This is a genomic window from Bradyrhizobium sp. 160, from assembly GCF_023073735.1.
In the GTDB taxonomy this organism is placed as follows: Bacteria; Pseudomonadota; Alphaproteobacteria; order Rhizobiales; family Xanthobacteraceae; genus Bradyrhizobium.
On record NZ_JADPKD010000057.1, the window covers coordinates 24,858 to 41,995 of the forward strand.

Annotated in this window: 19 protein-coding genes and 1 pseudogene; 8 read left to right on the forward strand and 12 right to left on the reverse strand. The window is 59.8% G+C overall.

The genetic code is table 11. The annotated features are described in order from the left end of the window. Window positions 1–34: 34 nt before the first annotated feature. From IVA98_RS22930 to IVA98_RS22950, 5 genes are all read right to left on the reverse strand, one after another. Window positions 35–454 carry a hypothetical protein gene (locus tag IVA98_RS22930; protein WP_247355578.1) on the reverse strand — a complete coding sequence of 140 codons (420 nt, stop codon included), beginning with the start codon at window positions 452–454 and terminating at the stop codon, window positions 35–37. A 95-nt stretch (window positions 455–549) separates the two neighbouring features. Beyond that, on the reverse strand, window positions 550–897 hold the full coding sequence (locus tag IVA98_RS22935; RefSeq protein WP_247355579.1) for a DUF1236 domain-containing protein: 348 nt from the start codon (window positions 895–897) through the stop codon (window positions 550–552). Between the two features lie 311 nt (window positions 898–1,208). Then, window positions 1,209–1,568 (reverse strand): PRC-barrel domain-containing protein, encoded by a 360-nt coding sequence (locus IVA98_RS22940; protein WP_247355580.1) that lies wholly within the window; start codon window positions 1,566–1,568, stop codon window positions 1,209–1,211. Window positions 1,569–1,662: 94 nt separating this feature from the next. Next, window positions 1,663–1,908 (reverse strand): hypothetical protein, encoded by a 246-nt coding sequence (locus IVA98_RS22945; protein ID WP_247355581.1) that lies wholly within the window; start codon window positions 1,906–1,908, stop codon window positions 1,663–1,665. Window positions 1,909–1,932: 24 nt separating this feature from the next. Further along, the gene (locus tag IVA98_RS22950; RefSeq protein ID WP_247355582.1) at window positions 1,933–2,436 is read right to left on the reverse strand and encodes a hypothetical protein; all 504 of its coding nucleotides are present in this window, start codon (window positions 2,434–2,436) and stop codon (window positions 1,933–1,935) included. A 182-nt stretch (window positions 2,437–2,618) separates the two neighbouring features. On the opposite strand from IVA98_RS22950, the pseudogene IVA98_RS22955 reads away from it, so the two are divergent. The 5 genes and pseudogenes from IVA98_RS22955 to IVA98_RS22975 all read left to right on the forward strand — a co-directional run. Further along, window positions 2,619–2,915, forward strand: a pseudogene (locus tag IVA98_RS22955) (hypothetical protein); the annotation flags it as partial. Next, window positions 2,912–3,073 (forward strand): hypothetical protein, encoded by a 162-nt coding sequence (locus tag IVA98_RS22960; RefSeq protein ID WP_247355583.1) that lies wholly within the window; start codon window positions 2,912–2,914, stop codon window positions 3,071–3,073. The pseudogene IVA98_RS22955 and the gene IVA98_RS22960, both read left to right, overlap by 4 nt. Before the next feature lie 80 nt (window positions 3,074–3,153). Beyond that, window positions 3,154–3,345, forward strand: a complete 192-nt coding sequence (locus tag IVA98_RS22965; RefSeq protein WP_247298600.1) for a hypothetical protein — start codon at window positions 3,154–3,156, stop codon at window positions 3,343–3,345. A 451-nt stretch (window positions 3,346–3,796) separates the two neighbouring features. Beyond that, window positions 3,797–4,381, forward strand: coding sequence for an ATP-dependent DNA ligase (locus IVA98_RS22970; RefSeq protein WP_524536404.1), 585 nt, complete (start codon window positions 3,797–3,799; stop codon window positions 4,379–4,381). Between the two features lie 486 nt (window positions 4,382–4,867). After that, entirely contained in the window at window positions 4,868–5,071 is a 204-nt protein-coding gene (locus tag IVA98_RS22975; RefSeq protein ID WP_247298850.1) for a hypothetical protein, read from the forward strand. An 865-nt stretch (window positions 5,072–5,936) separates the two neighbouring features. On the opposite strand, the gene IVA98_RS22980 is transcribed toward IVA98_RS22975, so the two are convergent. The 4 genes from IVA98_RS22980 to IVA98_RS22995 form a co-directional block, all read right to left on the reverse strand. After that, entirely contained in the window at window positions 5,937–6,662 is a 726-nt protein-coding gene (locus tag IVA98_RS22980; RefSeq protein ID WP_247355584.1) for a phage tail protein, read from the reverse strand. Continuing rightward, window positions 6,659–7,045, reverse strand: a complete 387-nt coding sequence (locus IVA98_RS22985; protein ID WP_247355585.1) for a hypothetical protein — start codon at window positions 7,043–7,045, stop codon at window positions 6,659–6,661. The genes IVA98_RS22980 and IVA98_RS22985 overlap by 4 nt, the downstream gene beginning before the upstream one ends. Window positions 7,046–7,252: 207 nt before the next feature. Continuing rightward, a complete protein-coding gene (locus IVA98_RS22990; protein ID WP_247355586.1) occupies window positions 7,253–9,223 on the reverse strand; it encodes a hybrid sensor histidine kinase/response regulator in 1,971 nt (656 codons plus the stop codon). A gap of 1,025 nt (window positions 9,224–10,248) precedes the next feature. Beyond that, complete coding sequence (locus IVA98_RS22995; RefSeq protein ID WP_524536406.1) at window positions 10,249–11,160, reverse strand: MBL fold metallo-hydrolase; 912 nt, start codon at window positions 11,158–11,160, stop codon at window positions 10,249–10,251. A 900-nt stretch (window positions 11,161–12,060) separates the two neighbouring features. Between IVA98_RS22995 and IVA98_RS23000 the strand changes: the two genes are divergently transcribed. Further along, window positions 12,061–12,420: a phosphotransferase gene (locus IVA98_RS23000; RefSeq protein WP_247355588.1), complete on the forward strand. Its 360-nt coding sequence runs from the start codon at window positions 12,061–12,063 to the stop codon at window positions 12,418–12,420. A gap of 263 nt (window positions 12,421–12,683) precedes the next feature. On the opposite strand, the gene IVA98_RS23005 is transcribed toward IVA98_RS23000, so the two are convergent. Then, window positions 12,684–13,649 (reverse strand): hypothetical protein, encoded by a 966-nt coding sequence (locus IVA98_RS23005; protein WP_247355589.1) that lies wholly within the window; start codon window positions 13,647–13,649, stop codon window positions 12,684–12,686. 311 nt (window positions 13,650–13,960) lie between these two features. Between IVA98_RS23005 and IVA98_RS23010 the strand changes: the two genes are divergently transcribed. Both IVA98_RS23010 and IVA98_RS23015 read left to right on the forward strand, forming a co-directional pair. After that, complete coding sequence (locus tag IVA98_RS23010; protein ID WP_247355590.1) at window positions 13,961–14,377, forward strand: ester cyclase; 417 nt, start codon at window positions 13,961–13,963, stop codon at window positions 14,375–14,377. Window positions 14,378–14,467: 90 nt separating this feature from the next. Next, the gene (locus IVA98_RS23015; RefSeq protein ID WP_247355591.1) at window positions 14,468–14,644 is read left to right on the forward strand and encodes a lactonase family protein; all 177 of its coding nucleotides are present in this window, start codon (window positions 14,468–14,470) and stop codon (window positions 14,642–14,644) included. Between the two features lie 156 nt (window positions 14,645–14,800). Here the strand turns inward: IVA98_RS23015 and IVA98_RS23020 are convergent, their stop codons facing one another. Beyond that, window positions 14,801–15,010 carry a hypothetical protein gene (locus IVA98_RS23020; RefSeq protein WP_247355592.1) on the reverse strand — a complete coding sequence of 70 codons (210 nt, stop codon included), beginning with the start codon at window positions 15,008–15,010 and terminating at the stop codon, window positions 14,801–14,803. Window positions 15,011–15,531: 521 nt separating this feature from the next. Next, window positions 15,532–17,082 carry a winged helix-turn-helix domain-containing tetratricopeptide repeat protein gene (locus IVA98_RS23030; protein WP_247355593.1) on the reverse strand — a complete coding sequence of 517 codons (1,551 nt, stop codon included), beginning with the start codon at window positions 17,080–17,082 and terminating at the stop codon, window positions 15,532–15,534. Window positions 17,083–17,138: the final 56 nt, after the last annotated feature.

The following is a 17,138-nucleotide window of genomic DNA, read 5'->3' on the forward strand; positions in this document are numbered from 1 at the left end:
GCCTTTTCCTTTGCATCACTCGCGAACCTTCCGCTCACCACCACCCGCCGGAAAATGGGTCATACCGCTCGAAGGCGAGACGTCGCTCGGGCGGCACCCTTTTGGACAACTTCGCCGACTGCTTCGGATGCGGACGGGGCTCCGCAGAGATGCGGGCGGGCGGTTCTTTCTTGAACTGGGCGGGAGGTGCTGCCGGCATGGCGGCCATGGCTTCGCGCACTTGCTGCGGTTCAGGAATCGGCTCGTCCTGCGCGATCTTCGGCACATCGTTACGCGGACTCGCGTCGAATACGATCTTTTCCGGAAGGCTCCTGGCCGACCTGATCCGGATGGTCGTCCTGTCGGGATCGGTCGCGTCCTCATGCTCGATGGGAGCCGGCAGGTACCGGTCCGCAGCAAAGAGCAGCGCCAGCAGCAGACCGCCGACGAATACGAAGTACCGGATGATCGGCATGGACCGCCGTTCGCGATGAGAAGACAGATTCTATTCTAGGCTGGACTGGGCGCGGCATGAGGCGGGTCGCTTATTCAGCGCCCGCCTCAGAAGACTTAGTCCACCTCTTGGACCACGGTGCGCGTCGACGGATCGACCAGCATCACGCGTTCGCCGGAGTAGACATAGCGATACTTCGTGAGCGAGGATCCCCATTCGGCGGGCACCGCCTCGAGTTCGACCTCGTGCGGCACGGGCGAGCCGACCATGATCGTCTCGCGGCTCTGTATTGGACGGACCTTGTGTTCGGTTACGTAGGTCCGGATTTTGGTGCGGTATTCCGGCTCGATCTGGACGGCGGCGGCATGGCCGGTGCCCGTGGTCGTAGTGACGACGGTGGACTGCGCAATCGCGCCCGTCGAGATCACGGCAGCGGCCGCGCACGTCAGCATCAGCTTCTTCATGAGAATCTCCTTGCCGCCATATGCGGCCTGCGTGAACCCGCGAATGATGGCAAGGTTCCGGGGCACAGCGGGTGATTGCCTCTTTTTCCCGGGGCGATAGCGAGCATGAACGGCTAGTGCAGCGTTGAACGGGGCGTATCTGAAAGCGAGTGCCGAACGCCGGGCGTCAGCGCCTCAACAAGGCCACACCCCTGGTCAACCCCTGACAGACCGGACGCCACGGCCCCGACCGCCGGATTGTCAACCGGGGCTGATCTTCAGCCAGCAGCGCGCAATCCCAACCGCCGGCTCGGCGGCGTAACTACTTGGCGCTACGCGACCGGGACGCCGTAGTAGTCGTTGACCGAGCGCGTCGTTCCTGCGTCCCAATTCCAGCTGCTCTCGTCGGCATATTTTGGGGCACCTCTGAGCTGGTCCTGCGTGACCCCAGTGACGTACCCGCCGAGATCAGTGTCGTACTTCAGTGTCTGCCACGGCAGCGGATAGTGATCGTCGCCGATCCCGAGCAGACCGCCGAAGCTGAGCACCGCGTAGGACACCTTGCCGCTGATCTTGTCGATCATGACGCGCTCGATGTAGCCGACTTTCTGCCCGTCGGGCCCGTATACGTTGGTACCTTCGACCTTGTCGCTTCCGATGAGACTGAAAGTCTCGCGATCTTCCATGGCCATGTTGATCTCCTGGATGTTGCCGTCTTCGGAATCAACGGAGGCGACATCGCATGCGTTCCTGAAGGCGCCGGCGTGTCCTTGCGACCCGCTGGCTTCAGCCGTCCTTCAGCGCATCCTTGACGTCCCCGGCGGGCCAAACCTCGCCAAAGGGCCTTGCGCGAACTCTCGCGCCGCCGCCGAGCAGTTCGTGGGTGGCGACCTCGTCTGCGACCTCGACGACCGTCAGCTCCGTTTCCGGCTTCCAGCCGAGCGTCAGATCGAGATCGCCCGGGAAGATCTGCCACTTCGAACCGTCTTCGAGCTCGACGATGTGGCTTTCGGAGTGTGAGCGGATCTGCATCTCAGGCCGCGTTCAGATCGCGAGCTAAACTTCGATGTATCGGCTGGCGCGCGCCGTCCCGTCGCCTCGCCCTCCGAAACAGAGTACAAAGGAAGAGACTTGCCGAAAGACTGCTTTCACGCCCATCAACTGATCGAGCGACGGCACGAGCTGGGAAAAGACGGCCGCGCGCGCCCGGGGAAGATAAACTTTTCCTTCGGTCAGCTCTTCGATTTTCTGCTTGAGAACCTTGGTGTTTGTTGGACCAACATTTCCCGCCGGCTTGTAGCCGGATACCCAAGCGCGCCCCATGGTTTCAAGGACGTGAGAAATGTTCTGCATGCGATATTCGATCGCGCCATCACTGCGTCCGGAAAGTCCTCCGGCCCGGAGCTTTTCACGCATAGCGGTCTTGTTGATTTCGCGGCCCGCGATTTCGTCTTCGAGCATGCTCAAATAGGCTTCAGCCGCGAGCGCTATCTCTTCAACACTCCATCGCTCTTCGGCTGCACTTTCGCTGCGCGCTTCCAATTCGATCGTCTCTTGCAACAAGTGCTGCGGGCGGCCGGCATAGAATCGGCACTTGTCTTGCCCTACCGGATCATCCCGCCAAGCGCATCCACGAACTCATGCCCTGGAATTGGCGACGTCAGAACGTCGCTCAGGCCGCATAAGCGCGGTCAGCCATCCGTTCAAGATGACCTAACCAGGGCCGTCACCGGACGCGTACCTTCGGCGCGCGGGCCGGCTGCGCCTGGCGCGAGACGGACGAGGCCGACACAGATCTCGAGACCGTGCTGCGGGACATGCTGTCGGGCCAATACGCTTATCCAGTCCGGATCGTATGCTTCAACCCAACCGAGGGCTGGTCGCGCGATGCCACGTCCGACATCGCCGATGCGCTCGCCGACCGGGCTGCTGACACCGACACAGAGATCTCGCCAGCTCTACAGGATTTCATCACCGCCAATGCCACCAAGCGCTTCGACGTGCAGCTCGCCCTGCCCTTTCGGATTGCGGCCCGGTGACTTCCGAAGGCAAGCCGCTCGGCTGGACACCGCGGGACGAGCGCGATCACTTCATCCGCTGCCCGGTATGCGGCGAAACGCTGGACATGCGCGACCTGGCTCAGGTCATTGACCATCTGCACGGGCAGGACGTTGAGGAGGAGCCGACGATTCAGTGATATCTATTCACCGTCCCGAAGTGGATTGGTTACGACTGGTCGCTTCCCATGCTTCTTCAGCAAGTCGTTGAAGGCCTCAATTGCGAGAGCCACCAGAGTGGTGTCTTTCTCTGCTCGCGGGCGGCGAGGGCCTGCGCGCGCTGCCGCTGGAGATGCGCAAGACCAATTTGCGCGGCCGGCACGGCCACGCGGGCGCCGACGTCAGGCCGGATTTCGCGAGCGGCAGGCCGCCGCAACTCGCGATCTCGAGTCCGCTTGAAGCAGCCAAGTGAGGCGGATCGTTTAACGCCGCCGCCCTTCGTCTCTCGTGAGTGCTGCTAGTCTATCCAACTGGGTGGCTAAGCCGGCGAAGCTCCTCGCGATGTTCTTCAAAAGGGACATTCGAGCCGCGGAAATACCCGGTACTCTGGAAAGTGCTTTGTAATGCTCTGCTGCTTCTTGGCAGGCTGCGGGGGTAATCATTTTCCGGCTCCGTGGCCAAAAACAACCAAAGGTGAGAATGGCTGCCATACTATCGCGGGCCGCGGAGACTCCCAAATCACGGCAGCGGCAACGGGGCAGTAGCCCACAAAAAAGCGGCCTCAGCAGCTGGGCGCAGCCGAGGCCGCTAGGGTCTGCTCCGGAGCTCTTGGGCACACCGGAGCAGAGACCCCAATTGCCGAAATTGCCACTTGTTCCCGACTCGTAAAAAGCTCCGAACTTCCTTATCTTTCGCCCATGCGTATGGCGTACGAGCTCTGCCTGGCGACCGCCGGCAAGCAGGTCCCGTCAGCGCCCGACTGGCTCCATGAAGTAAAGCACGATGGCTACCGAATGCTGGTCATTCGGGAGGACAAGCGCGTGCGTCTGCTGTCTCGCAATGGGACCGACTGGACCAAGCGCTATCCCTGGATCGCTGAGGCCGCGCTGAAGAACCAGGAGACGCACTTCGTCGTCGATGGTGAAGCCGTGATCCTAGGCGTCGACGGCATCTCTGATTTCAACGGCCTGCACTCTCGCAAGCACGATAATGAAGTCCAGCTCTATGCTTTTGACGTGCTGGCTCTTGGTGGCGACGACCTGCGCGATTTGCCGCTGCACCTGCGGAAGACAAAACTGGAGAGGCTACTGGCGCGACGACCGGACGGCATCACCGTGGCTCCTTTCGAGCGCGGCGAGATCGGACCTGACTTGTACCGCGCGGCGTGCCGTATGGGCCTTGAGGGCTTGGTTTCGAAGCACCGCGAGCGGCCGTATCGTGGCGGCCGGCAGAAGCACTGGATCAAGGTGAAGAACCGGACGCACCCAGCAATGGGAAGGGAGCTATGAACTCCCTCTGATCGGGATAAGCCCGCAGAACTCGCACGGTCGAATTTAATCTGGTTGCATATCATTTGAGACGCCGCCTCTACGTGTTGAGGGCGACGATATTCAGCGGCGCGCCGCGTACGTGGTGGTGCGTCGGGCGGCCCTGGTGCGTCCGCAGGCCAGCCCCCGGATGCCCGGGGTCGTTCCTAGCAAAATGTCATGGGATTCACATTTGATGGTGCGGGAACATCGACCGCAATTGACCATCCCTTCACCGGGGCTGGCGCCTTTCATCCCGAATTTTATTATAACCCGGTAGGGCCGCTGTTCCAGAGCAGCGGCCCTTGCTTTTGACCCCGCTAGCCGTGACCCCCACCCGAGGGGCGGGGGTACTGTCCGTATTTAACCCCTAGTGTCCCAAGTGGGGAGTGTCCTAGTTTCACTCACGGAACCGAATTTTGGCAACGTCGTTTTGGAGTCATCTTCAATGTTCATGGGAGGCGCGCCGTGACCGAGCGTCGCCGCAGAATAAAGCAGACCCGCTCCCTTGAAGAACGGATGGCCGAACAGGCCGCCAAGCTCAAGGAGCGTGCCAGCCAATTACCCGCAGGTAGAGAACGCGAGGGATTGTTGAAGCGAGCCAGGATTGCAGAGACCGGTGCCCATCTTAGCAACTGGATTAATTCCCCCGGCTTGCAGCCACCCAAATAACCTTCTGTGCTAGGCTCCAAAAGGCGCTAAAATCACAGACAAGGAACCGCCAAAGAAGCCCGCCGCCAGCGAGAAGCTGCCTCCGGACGAGGAAATGCGTCAGATGGTTCGCGAGGACATCGAGGAGCAGCGGAAGCTAATCGAAAAGCTCCACCGCAAGATGAATCGAGGCCGCCTCAGTGGGCGGCCTCTCCCATTATGTCCCATCATGGCTTTGACTCTGGCCCGTCTGAGGAAGGCGCGGCAAGCTCAACCATCAGCTCAAGCCATGCCTTCAACGCGGCATGGCTCTTTCCCGACATCCCCTTGGAATTTCGAGTGCGACCGTTCCCTCAGGAATTGGAAGGGTTGCGCGAGGGGCGTTACCTTTTCAGGCGTCTACGATCCATCGCTGCCTTGATCTCGAATGCGGCGATGATCGCCGCGCACACCGTTATGCCGCCAGTTGCCAGTATGAGGATCATTTCGACCATACTAGACTAACACTGAGGCGGGGCGCTTAATCCAGCCCGCCACCGTGAACCATGACAGGCCATAGAGGCGGCCTTACTTCTTGGCGCGGGCAGGGATACCGACTTTCTTGACCTTGCGTGCCACTATCAGATGATCCTCAGAAGGTAATTCAGCACAATCGTTGGCTGCACGTTGTTGTGCGCGCCGCCCCCAGTGTTGTTGGAGGTTGCGGAACCGCTCATCGAGCCGCTAACAGAAACGCCAATGTTCTGGTTCGCAGGCGGGCCGGAAATGGTGAATGCGCCGCCACCCGTAGTGCTCGAACTTTGCGGAACAAGAAAGCTGTTGGTCTGCCCGGTCAGCGTGCCGCTGGTCGAGGCGCTCGACGTGATCGTCGGGATCTGCGAGGCAATCAGCGCGATGCTTTGGGCGCCGCCGGCCTCGCCCAGGACATCGCCGAAGCCAGACGTCGCGTCCGTAAGACGGATCCCCCCATGGTGTCGATGCCGGCGACGACGCGTCCGCGAAGGTCCGGGACGTTGAATGTGGTGGACCCGTCGCCAGAGCCGTACGCACTGCCGACCAGGGCGAAATACGTGCTGTAAGTCGTTCGGCTGATCGCCTGACCATAAGGCAGCACAAAGCTCGAGTTGGGCGCCGTCGCACCCGTGAATGGCATAAGGCCGCCGACCGGGATGCCGTACGGATTGCCATAGAAGCCATGCAGGTAGAACGCCGCGTCGCTGCTGTTGTAGAGCGCGACGTAAGGTGTGCCCTGGACTAGGTGGCCAGCGGCAAGCTCGGTGCTCGGGGCAGAGCGCAGTGGCTTGGCGCCGAGACCATCCACGTTCAAGGTGGTGGTGCCGCCGTTGGTCGCGTGCGGAGTGAAGGCAATCAAATTACCGTTGAGCCGGGTCAGGGTGTCGAACACCTCATAACTGGTCACGGTGTAAGCCGTCGAAGTGCCGCCGGTCGTGATCGCGCCCGCGATGTCGTCGCGCCACTTGGCAGTCGAGGCCATCATAGCCCGCGCGCTGTCATTGATGCTGCTGGGCGCTTGTCCCTCAGACCAATTAATGGTGTTGTCCTGGGTGGCGTTGCTCGCCGCGGTCTGCGACCACCATGCAACGCCGCTCATGCGTGCTCCTGACACTTGGCAATGACGGGATAGGTGCGCACCACACGATCGCCGTCCAGGCGAAGCGGGAGCGGCTTCAGCCGCCAGTGCAGAGCAGGGTCAAAGGGCTGGTTGTCCTCGTTCTCGATTGGCAGCCACTCGCCACCTTCAGGATCTTCGCTCGGTTTGAAGCTGGTCGAGATCAGCTCGCCATTCCGAACTAGGCAATACTGCTGGTTGGCGACGGGAAAGTCCTGTTCTGCCCGAACGCGGTTGAGGAGCGCTTGTCTGATGTAGTCCGATTTTGATTGGCAACGTTGACCTGCCGCCCTGTCGATCGCTTTTGACAGACTCGCAGGGGCACGAAATTGTATCAGTTGTTCGAAGTGGGTAGGGTCGTCCATCGCTCGTCCTTCATGCAGATTGCATGGGATTGTCAGTACGAATGTTGCCCCGTCTTGACCATGTCAACGCTGCTGATCTTGCGGACTTTGCCGCTTCCGCGCCGTCTCCTCACGCGCGAGTATTGGCCGCAAGACCTCGGACCATAGATACGTTGGAAGCGGCAGTGGATTGAGGAAGACAGTAGGTGCAGAAGCGGGAAATAGCGCTTAGCCAGATGCAGCTCGATCCAGCATCTCACGTACCCGGAGCGCCAGCTTCGCCAAGGTTATGGGCTTCTCTAACAGGTCAACACCCTCTTCAAGCCGCCCTTGATGGACGACTGCGTTTCGCGAGTACCCCGTCATATAGAGGATCTTTAGACCAGGGCGAATCTGAAGAGCCCGTCTGCCTAGCTCGCGGCCATTGATGCCAGGCATAACAACATCGGTCAGGAGAAGATCAACCCGTGGACTTTCCTGTAGCAGCGTTGTCAAAGCTGATTGCGCACTCGGTGCGGAAATAACGCGGTAATTGAGATCCCTCAGCGCGTCCGATACATAGGCGCGCAAGTCAACGTCATCTTCCACGACGAGAATGGTCTCCAGCTTCTCGCCTTCAGGCACTGCTTCTTCGTGTTCCGACTCGGCCGAGACGTTGCTCCCGTACGAGCGAGGGAAGTACATCCTAATGCTGGTGCCGTGGCCAAGCTCGCTATATATTTTAACGTGGCCGCCTGATTGCTTGACGAAACCGTAAACTTGGCTGAGGCCAAGGCCCGTGCCCTGTCCGGGCTCTTTCGTTGTGAAGAAGGGTTCGAACGCATGGTCGAGAACGTCACTCGACATGCCGCTGCCGGTATCGGTCACACGCAGCACCACGTATTGACCTGGCGAAAGTTCTGGGTTCATCCGGCAATAGTCTTCATCGGCCGAGACGTTCACCGCTTCGACAGTCAACTTGCCGCCGTGCGGCATGGCATCACGCGCGTTTATGCAAAGGTTGATAATCGCCGATTCCAGGTGATTTGTGTCCGCTTCTATCTGCCAAAGCCCTGCGCTTCCAACAGTCTGAACCTCGATGCCCTCTCCAAGGGTGCGCTGGAGGAAGTCCTGCAAGCCGTTCAGAAACGAGTTGAGGTCAATAGGCTTGGGGTCCAGAGCTTGCCGTCTTGAGAACGCCAGCAGACGACTCGTCAATGCCGCCGCTCTTTGCGCCCCTCTCTTGGCGTTTGTTAGTGCACGTTGAATGTTCACACTGCCGGGCAAATGGCGACTATGCCGCTCGGCTGTTTCGATGTTGCCGAGCACGATCATTAGGAGATTATTGAAGTCGTGAGCGATGCCGCCGCTCAACTGTCCCACGGCTTCGAGTTTTTGGGAGGCCACCAACTGCTCTTGGACGCTCTGAAGCTCATCCTGTGCCTTTTTCCGTTCGGTCAAGTCGCGGGTGACCTTCGCAAACCCGATCAGTTGGCCTGCGTCGTCCACAATGCGGTCAATGACTACCGACGCCCAGAACCGCGTGCCATCCTTTCGCATGCGCCAACCTTCGGCCTCAAAGCGGCCAGTCTCGGCGGCCTCTGCGAGTGCGCGTTTCGGTATCCCGAGTTCAAGGTCCTCCGGCGTATAAAATTGACTGAAATGGCGGCCGATAATCTCAGATGGAGCATAGCCCTTAATGCGCTCTGCGCCGGGGTTCCAGGTAGTCACGTTGCCTGATGGATCAAGTTGGAAAATTGCATAATCCACGACCGCCTCAACCAAACGACGGTAGCGGCGTTCACTTTCAAGAAGATCCAACTGGGCCTGATGCCGTTCGGTGATATGCCGCGTCACCTTCGCAAAGCCGATCAGCTGGCCCGCTTCGTCGCGGATAGTGTCGATCACGACGAGAGCCCAGAACCGGCTGCCGTCCTTACGAACTCGCCACCCCTCGGAATGAAAGCGCCCGGTCTCACGCGCAGCTGCTAACGCGATTGCGGGAAGCCCCTTGTCTCGGTCCTCAGGCGTGTAGAAGGTCGAAAACGACTCTCCGATAATCTCGTCAGCAGAATAACCTTTGAGCCTCTCGGCGCCTGCATTCCACGTCCGAACGCAGCCATCCGCATCCAGCATGAAGATGGCGTAATCGACGATACCGTTGACGAGCAGCTCAAATCGGCGCGCTTCTCCGATGCGATCGAATGATGTTCTGCTCATTTTCCCTGATGCAGCGGAGGGGCGGCCATCGGGAACGCGGTGGCAACAGATTAGTTCCGTACGTAATACTAAAGTCGCGGTTCGCTTCGCAACTCAGAGCAAGCTTTCATTGAGTACTGCTTGATCGATACGCACCCGGTGGACGTCTGAATTGGTGGGGCAGAGCGGACACGCTCCGTCCCTCCATTGCAGGAGGCTTGGGGGCACAAGCGGGAATGGCAAATGGGCCCCCGTCAAGCGCACCGCTCCCTTCAGGGCTGGGCGCGAGGTGGCGGGTCGAACCGCTCGATCTTATGGTCGCCGTGCCATAACTCTACTGCGTGACCATCTAGAAGCTGCTTGGCTCGCTGCCGCGCGCTGTCCTCGTCCGCACAAATGAGGTCGACCCGGCCGGTAACGTGACCGTTTTGATCAACGATATACGCTCTGTATTCTTCCACCTTGCGCTCTAGTCTGTCCGCCGCCCGGACAGACACTTTAGAACGCTCCAAAACGTGACGTCTAGTCCCGGCATCCACTTACGTAGAGACCAGTTCGCCCGTCAGTCGCGATAGCCTTTGCACTTCGTCTCTTCTTTTTACCGTGCTTGCCCCACTTCCGCTCGATCTTGCAGAGGCCTCGGTAGTACTCCTGCTTATATTCGCGGTCGTAGTTGTAGGCGCGGTGAGGACCACGATCGTAGCCCCATCGGCCATTGCCGCTCTCATCCTCTCCAGAGGTCGGCGAGTGCCGGTGTCACGATCAATCCGAGAACAACTCCGATTGTCGGAAGCGCATGCTTCATGGTTCGACCTTTCAATAGGTGCCCAGCGCAGGGCAATCGTAGGGCCGTGGGCTTCCGGCAGTTCTACGGCGCCGAAGTAAGCGCCATGAGCATCGCCCGAGCGCTCAAAACAAAAGAGCTAGTGAACAACATGAAGAAAATAGTTGGCCGACGCCACCGATCGCCCAGAACCGGACTCACGCGGCGCAGCAAATTGGTCCGAGCTGATTCGATCATGTCGGTGCTGGATTTTACGCCGGGGTCAAGGTTTGGCGGGTCTTCGGACTTCAACCTTCTCGCCGACGTCAATGACCATCAGATCTTCACCGAGCTCCAAAGGACCGGAGTAAGTCTTCCGCGTTGGTGGAATCAGATCCTGCTCGGTCGCGTTCGGCAGCACGATGTGTGAGTACACCGCGAGCCTAGGCGTCGTCCGCGTAAACACATCTCCAGCCTGCTCTGGCGTGACATGGTGGGCGACAACACTTGTCGTCCGCGCTGGTGGAACTCCAACCCGCTGGAACGTCTCAGGCGAGGCGACCTCGTGAATCAAGAGATCAACATTCTGGGCGTGTCGGACGAGATTTTCAGAGGTGCGGGTATCTCCGGAGAGCACGACAGATCGACCGGAATAGTCGATACGATAACCAAACGCGGGCTTCACCGGGGTGTGGTCCACTTCGAACGCGGTGATCTTCACACCGCTGTTCTCATATACGAGCCCCTCGGTGATGTCCTCGGCGAGAATGACTACGCCGTCTGGTGCCGCTCGGTCATCGTAAAGGCGAATCCTGATGTCATATTCGAATGCCTGCTCGAGGAGCGACATCATGCGCTTCGTTCCTCTCGGTCCCCAGACCTGCAGTGGCCGATCCCGGCCCGGCGTAAGCCAACCGGTTAGCCACAGATCCGGGAAGCCAACGACGTGGTCTGAATGCAGGTGGGTGAGAAAGACGCCGTTTACATCCTGCCAAGGAATCTTGATCTGGTTGAGCCGCTGAAGGGCGCCGCGGCCCGCATCGAAAATGAATTTCTGTCCACCCGCTTCGACGAGGATGCTCGGTCCGAACCGATTCATAACGGCCGGTGGGCATCCTGTGCCTAAGAGTGTTACCTTAATTTCTTGTCCCTTGGCCGTCGCCGCTGGGACAAGGACGAGGGCGAATAGCGCGATTCCTACCATTCTCTGAAGACACTTTGAGGTCATACCCTGCCCTCCCGGTCAAAATCAGAATGATGTTCTATCTGCTGCCGCTGGTACATCGTGCAGCGTGCCGAAGCTTTATCTGGTTCTTTAATCCTCACACTTTTTCACAGTAGCGACCCCAGGGCAACATGACCGCTAATGGGATGGTCCGGCTGTGCTCCGGCCCTGCCACTGCGAGAAGCTGGGGAGGAGGGTTCAAGACAGGAGCACGTCATGCCTCAGAAACTCAGCACGGCGATCGGGGGCGCTAGCCTTGTCGTGTCCGGTCTACCCTCGACAGGCGACTTGCCACGTCCTGCCGCTGTTCGGCTATGGGCCAGAACCGAGCTTGTCTCAAATCGCACGTCCCTTCGCGATTCTGGCAAACGGTGCGGCCGGGGACAAGCCACGATCATGGCTGACAACTAAGATCGCGGGGGGCTTCTCTTTTGCCCGGCTTTGGTGTTTGGTCGCGACCGGCGGGAGGACGGGCAATGCGGGGATCCCTCGGAGAGAAGATCAACCAGGGCGGCACGGCGGACATCCACGCCTGGGCGCCCGGTCAGGTCGTAAAACTGTTCAAGGAAGGTTTCCCGCCGCGGCTCATCCAGCAAGAGGCGCGGATGACCGAGGCGGTCTTCGCCGCCGGCGTGGCAGCGCCGGAGGTGTTCGGCGAGCTGACGCTCGATGGGCGCTTCGGCATCGTGCTCGGCCGTCTCGACGGACCGACACTGCTGCAAGTCACGCGCAGCGGCGCCGTCACGTTCGCTCAGGCGGGTGCGATCCTTGCGTCCCTCGGCCTATCGGTTCACAGGATGTCGCCGCCGCCGGAGGCCCTTCCATCTGCGCGGCTGGATGGACTCCGCCTTCAGGCTCTCGGGCGACGTCGTGCCCAAGCACATCGCCTCCGGCATCCTCGCGTTGATCGACCACCTGCAGCAGCCGGAGGACGGGCTGTGCCATGGCGACATACACCCCCAAAATGTTATCATGACGGCGGACGGTCCGCGACTGATTGACTGGACCTTTTCGATCCGCGCGCCTGCGGCCCTCACTCACATCAGCCTGACCGAGTTTGCCCTCGACGTCACCGACAGTCCGCAGCGGCCGCTTGCGGTCAATGCCGCCGCGCAATCTGAATACGCCCGGCTGTCCGGCACGCCGGTAGCGGCGCTGAAGCAAGCGATGGAGACCTGGCTGCCGATCGCGATCGTCCCTACTTCCTGCTTATGGGAGGCCGACAAGTGAGCGATGGAAGCGGATGATGCAGCGCGCCGAAGCGGCCCTGCGCCCGAACGACTGAATCCTTCATCGCGCGCGCGTGTCCGTCGATGCGGCTGCTCAGCGTCGGTTTCGGGTCCACATGCTGAAGTGAAGAGAGTTCACGGCTCTAATCCGCTCTCCAGTTGAAGGCAGACGGTCATGGGAAGTTCGCGCGAGGCAGCTACGGGTCCAGAAGCAGACCTTATCACTTGTCTGCCCGCAAATCAGGCCATGAGGCTCCTGTCGCCTCATTGCTCGCGAACGCCAGCTTTTCTGAGTCCTTCAACGATGCCGTCGTACTCACGACGAAACTGCGGATTGCTCGAACGTGCGTAGCCGATTTGCTTGAACCACTGGATCGTGAAGTCGGGTCGGATTGCATTTAATTCGACCAATACTTGCTGAGCCATTTCCGATTGGCCAGTGGCTCCATAAGCGGAAATCAGATCTACATACGGAAACCAGTCCGATTTGTTCAAATTTATGGAGCGCCTATATTCCTCAATACCTTCCTTGTATTGGCGCAGATGGACATGAGCGTGACAGAGAAAAAAACGCCAAGTGCCAGCGGCCGGGTCTTTGGGACTTAGGCGCAAAGCGATCTGAATCGGAGAAAATGCTTCACCCGCGCCCAGTCGACAGGTCGGAAAGTGATACGTTACGTTCATACGGACCCGATCTCCGGCCCGCTGCACCGCGCCCTGTACCGCCCATCGGATACCAAGGTCCTTGCCAGGCGTCTTCAGATCGACCTGCTTAGTATAGGTGAAAGCTGTCCCGCGCCCGATGACGAATGTCTCGGGCATTTGCGCGAGATCTGTCGTCAGATCGGTCGTAATGCCGTCGGCGAAGTAGTCCTGCTCCGCATCGTTGTTGAGATTTGCAAATGGCAGGACAACGACGGACAATCGGGGCGCAACGTCAGGCCGAACCGTAGCCTGTTTCTGCGTTTTTTGGTTCTCCGGAAACACGTCTGTGCGGAGGGTCTTCCAAACGGTCCAGTAGCCAACGAGGCCGCCCGCGACTGCACCCACGGCAGCAATCGAGGCGAGCGCGCCGCCGATCAACTGCAATCGTGCCCACAAGCGAACCTTTAAGTTGCGATCGAATGGCGGCTGTTCCCGTTCCTTCTCATCGGATGCTGGTTTGTCCGACTGGTCATTGTCGGATGGCGGTTTGCCAGGTGGGCCGTTGGAGACTTCCCAGTTTGCCACCGCTGCCTCCCCGCTCGGGCCACCGGCCCGGACTTCCAACACTAGCAGAATTGCACACCTTTAGGTTGGTCAAGGCTTCTGTCTCATTCGCGCTGTTTTTGGAGTTATCGCCTCGACAATGTCTGGTCTGGGTCAAAGCGGCCCTCAGTCGCCGGCATGACCTAGGTCGGGTCACCTCTCGGAAGTGCACATCGCGGCGCGCTGGGGGGAGGTCAGCCACGGGCCAAATGGCGACTTTTGTGCTATATTTGTTGGACGCACGGCCGCAGTTCGCATAGCCGATTGTGCTTTGGCAGAAAATGGAGGCGTTGATGTCGAGCGAGGAAAACAAACGTCTCGTGCGGCAATTCTATGAAGAGATTGATAAGGGCAATCTCGACGCTATGGATGAATTGGTCGCTGAGAACTACATCGATCACAGCCCTCCGCCCTTCCCAGGATTAGGGAAAGGACGTGAAGGCTTAAAGCAAGGTTTTAAAATATTCTGGGAAGCGACCCCGGGTTATCACCAGATCGAGGATCAAATTGCAGAAGGAGACAAGGTGGTCACGCGCCTCACTGCCTATGGCAGACATGAACGTGACCTGCCGGGAGCTCCGCGCACAGGTAACGACCTGAAGATGACCTCTATAACTATACATCGCATCGCGAATGGGAAGCTCACTGAAAAGTGGGCAGAAAAGGACGTCATCGGCTTTTTGAAGCAAATCGGTGTGATGCCTCGTTAATATTTCTGACGGCTGCTGCGACGGCGGGTTGACCGAACTTCAAAGGCATGGTCGCGCAATCAAGAGATTCCGCTCGCTCTGGGGGACAATATGCGCGGCAGCATCACGGTGCTGAAGATTGACGGCAAGAAAGTGAGCAAGATCCAAGATATCGAGGTCGGCGGATTGCCGGAGGCCGCGGTATTCACGCCTGACGGCAAATACCTTCTCGTCGGCAACTATCTGACACAGGACTTCTCAATACTGAAGGTAGATGGCATGACGTAACGGATACGGGCAAGCGCTTCCAACTGCCGGGGCACCCCGCCTCGGCCAGGATGGGACCGTAGCGCTTGTACCCTGAGAAGTCGCAGGCCCACTTCAAGTCGGGCTTTCATTCTCTTATCGATGAGTTCGCATTCGGTTTTGACGGGCCCGCTCATTCTAGCGAACAGCTCCCGCCGCAACGTCGTCGCTAGGAACCAGCCAATCCACCGCCAATAGACAAAGTTCAAGGATGGCGAAGGCGACCAGACCGCCAAGCAATCCGAAGAACACAATGGAAAAGGTCGCGAGCAAGATCGCGCAGAAGGCATCCGCAAGCACCTTGCAAGTGCGTTGCCCTCGATCCTGCTTGGACGTGAAGTACGGCATCCGGTTCCTCGGCATTTGTCGCCAGTTTAGCCACAACGACTACGGTCGTCCATTCCCAAAGGGCGCGCCGCGGACCGACGGAGCAGTGTCTCGGCTAGGTTAGGGAAACGCTCTTGTACCTGTAGGCCGCCAATAGGAATGTCTGCTGAGGGCCAATGGTGCCGGTCTGGACCTGATTACGTCGCTTCCGCCCCGTGCGTCCAAACGCCTGCAGTTCGCGGGGACCAACAATGGGATGACGCGCAAGCCTTGATCCCCACCAGACACGGCGGCAACTTCTCAAAAAAGGACAGCACGAAACGGCGCTTGAGCTGGCGGCGGCTCACCACCTGACAGGCTACATCGACGCCATGCACTTGAAAGACCTACTTCGCGATATCCGGACCGATGGTCGAAATTGACTGCATAGGCTGCTCCTCCGAATCGTGGGAGCCTCAAACGGCGCTCAATCCTTGGCACTCTCGTGCCCGTGGAGGAGCCGTCCACAGCATCAACAGCGGACCTTTTTTAGTATCGGCAGATCATTCTGGCAGTCCAGATGCGCGAAGGGCTTTGCCTAGCTTCGATGCCAATTGAGGCGCGCAATCCACACCGGCGAGTTGTCCGCTGATGCGAAAGCTAGGTTGCAATTCCAGCACGGAAGCTGCCGCGGCCCTCGCCTCTTCCATGCGTCCCAGCGCGGCAAGGGATGCGGCGAGTTGCACCCAGGTGATGCTATGAGCGGGATTGGCGAGGTTGGACTTGTAAGCGGCGGTTGCTGCCTCGGCATAGTGATCGCGATTGAAATGACCGAGCGCCTGCGCGTCGTAAGCCGCAAATGCCCAGGGATCGAACGGACTCAAGCGCAGGCCGTGCTCGCTCCAATCGATCGCACGCTCCGCCTCCCCGGCCCATCCGGCGACGACGCTGCCGAGAATCCAGGCAAGCGCGGTCGATGGACTTAAGGCAAGCGCCGTTTCGAAGGCAGCGAAAGCTGCCTGACGATCGTGCGCGTCCATGCCGAGCGAGAACCCGGCAAAAGTGAGCGCCAGCGCATCGTCGCGGCCACGCTCAATTGCAAGGCGCGCGTGCCGCACTGATGCGAGGCGGTCCTCTTCCTTCAGCCCCGCGCGCAGGAAGCGGTTATGGTGGCACATCGCGGCGAGTCCATGAGCCAGGCCGTAGGTGGGTTCGAGACCAAGCGCGCGCGACAGTTGCGTGAGCGCGACCGCAGCGCGGTCGGGCATGCCGGAATCCACATCCGGCTGCGCACGCAGCACAAGCTCGTAGGTATCGAGACTGTCGGGCCGTTTGCGGCGGATGCGTTCAACCTCGGCGCGGCGCAGGCTTGGCTCGATGGCGCCGACCACGGCGAGCGCGATCTCGTCCTGGAGCGCGAAAAGGTCGCCCACGGTGCGGTCGTAGCGTTCGGCCCAGATCTGCGCACCGCTTGCGGCGTCGGCGAGCTGCGCGTTGATGCGGACGCGGTCGTCGGCGCGGCGCACGCTGCCCTGCAGGACATAACGCACCCCGAGATCGCGTCCGACTTGCTTGACGTTGGCGATACGATCACGCCAAACAAAGCTCGAGTTGCGGGCGATCACGAATAGCCACCTGATGCGCGACAGTCCGGTGATGATGTCGTCGACCATACCGTCGGCGAACCAGGTGGCTTCGCCCGATTGCTCGAACGGCAGCACCGCGATCGAAGGCTTTTCTGGTACAGGAAGCGGGGCCGGTTGATCGGCCTCGGCTGCATTCGCTTCGACGCGCGACACCGGTGGGCCAATATAGCGATAGCCGCGGCGTGGCAGTGTCTCGATCCACCGTCCGCCGCCCGGCTCGAGTGCGCGGCGAAGCGCCGCAATCTGCACAGTAAGATTGCTATCCTCGACAGCGAGTCCGGGCCACGCGGCTTCGATCAGCGCGTCCTTGCTGACGGGAACTGCGGCGCGCTCGAGCAGAAGGCGCAGCAGCGCTGTGCCGCGCTGGCCGAGCAAGCTTGGGATACCCTGGCAAAGCAGCGCGCCGGTCTCGACATCGAGGGAAAAGGACCCGAATCTGTAGGTTGCTGGCGCAGGTTGCTCGGTCATTTCGGCGACATTTTGCAACAATTTCGGAGATGTTTCACGACTTTTGGACGGTCCAC

Bases quoted from the DNA above. Each gene is read 5' to 3' on its own strand.
- IVA98_RS22930 (WP_247355578.1), bottom strand. From the start codon at position 454: ATGCCGATCATCCGGTACTTCGTATTCGTCGGCGGTCTGCTGCTGGCG.
- IVA98_RS22935 (WP_247355579.1), bottom strand. From the start codon at position 897: ATGAAGAAGCTGATGCTGACGTGCGCGGCCGCTGCCGTGATCTCGACG.
- IVA98_RS22940 (WP_247355580.1), bottom strand. From the start codon at position 1,568: ATGGCCATGGAAGATCGCGAGACTTTCAGTCTCATCGGAAGCGACAAG.
- IVA98_RS22945 (WP_247355581.1), bottom strand. From the start codon at position 1,908: ATGCAGATCCGCTCACACTCCGAAAGCCACATCGTCGAGCTCGAAGAC.
- IVA98_RS22970 (WP_524536404.1), top strand. From the start codon at position 3,797: ATGGCGTACGAGCTCTGCCTGGCGACCGCCGGCAAGCAGGTCCCGTCA.
- IVA98_RS22980 (WP_247355584.1), bottom strand. From the start codon at position 6,662: ATGAGCGGCGTTGCATGGTGGTCGCAGACCGCGGCGAGCAACGCCACC.
- IVA98_RS22985 (WP_247355585.1), bottom strand. From the start codon at position 7,045: ATGGACGACCCTACCCACTTCGAACAACTGATACAATTTCGTGCCCCT.
- IVA98_RS22990 (WP_247355586.1), bottom strand. From the start codon at position 9,223: ATGAGCAGAACATCATTCGATCGCATCGGAGAAGCGCGCCGATTTGAG.
- IVA98_RS23010 (WP_247355590.1), top strand. From the start codon at position 13,961: ATGTCGAGCGAGGAAAACAAACGTCTCGTGCGGCAATTCTATGAAGAG.
- IVA98_RS23015 (WP_247355591.1), top strand. From the start codon at position 14,468: ATGCGCGGCAGCATCACGGTGCTGAAGATTGACGGCAAGAAAGTGAGC.
- IVA98_RS23020 (WP_247355592.1), bottom strand. From the start codon at position 15,010: ATGCCGTACTTCACGTCCAAGCAGGATCGAGGGCAACGCACTTGCAAG.
- IVA98_RS23030 (WP_247355593.1), bottom strand. From the start codon at position 17,082: ATGACCGAGCAACCTGCGCCAGCAACCTACAGATTCGGGTCCTTTTCC.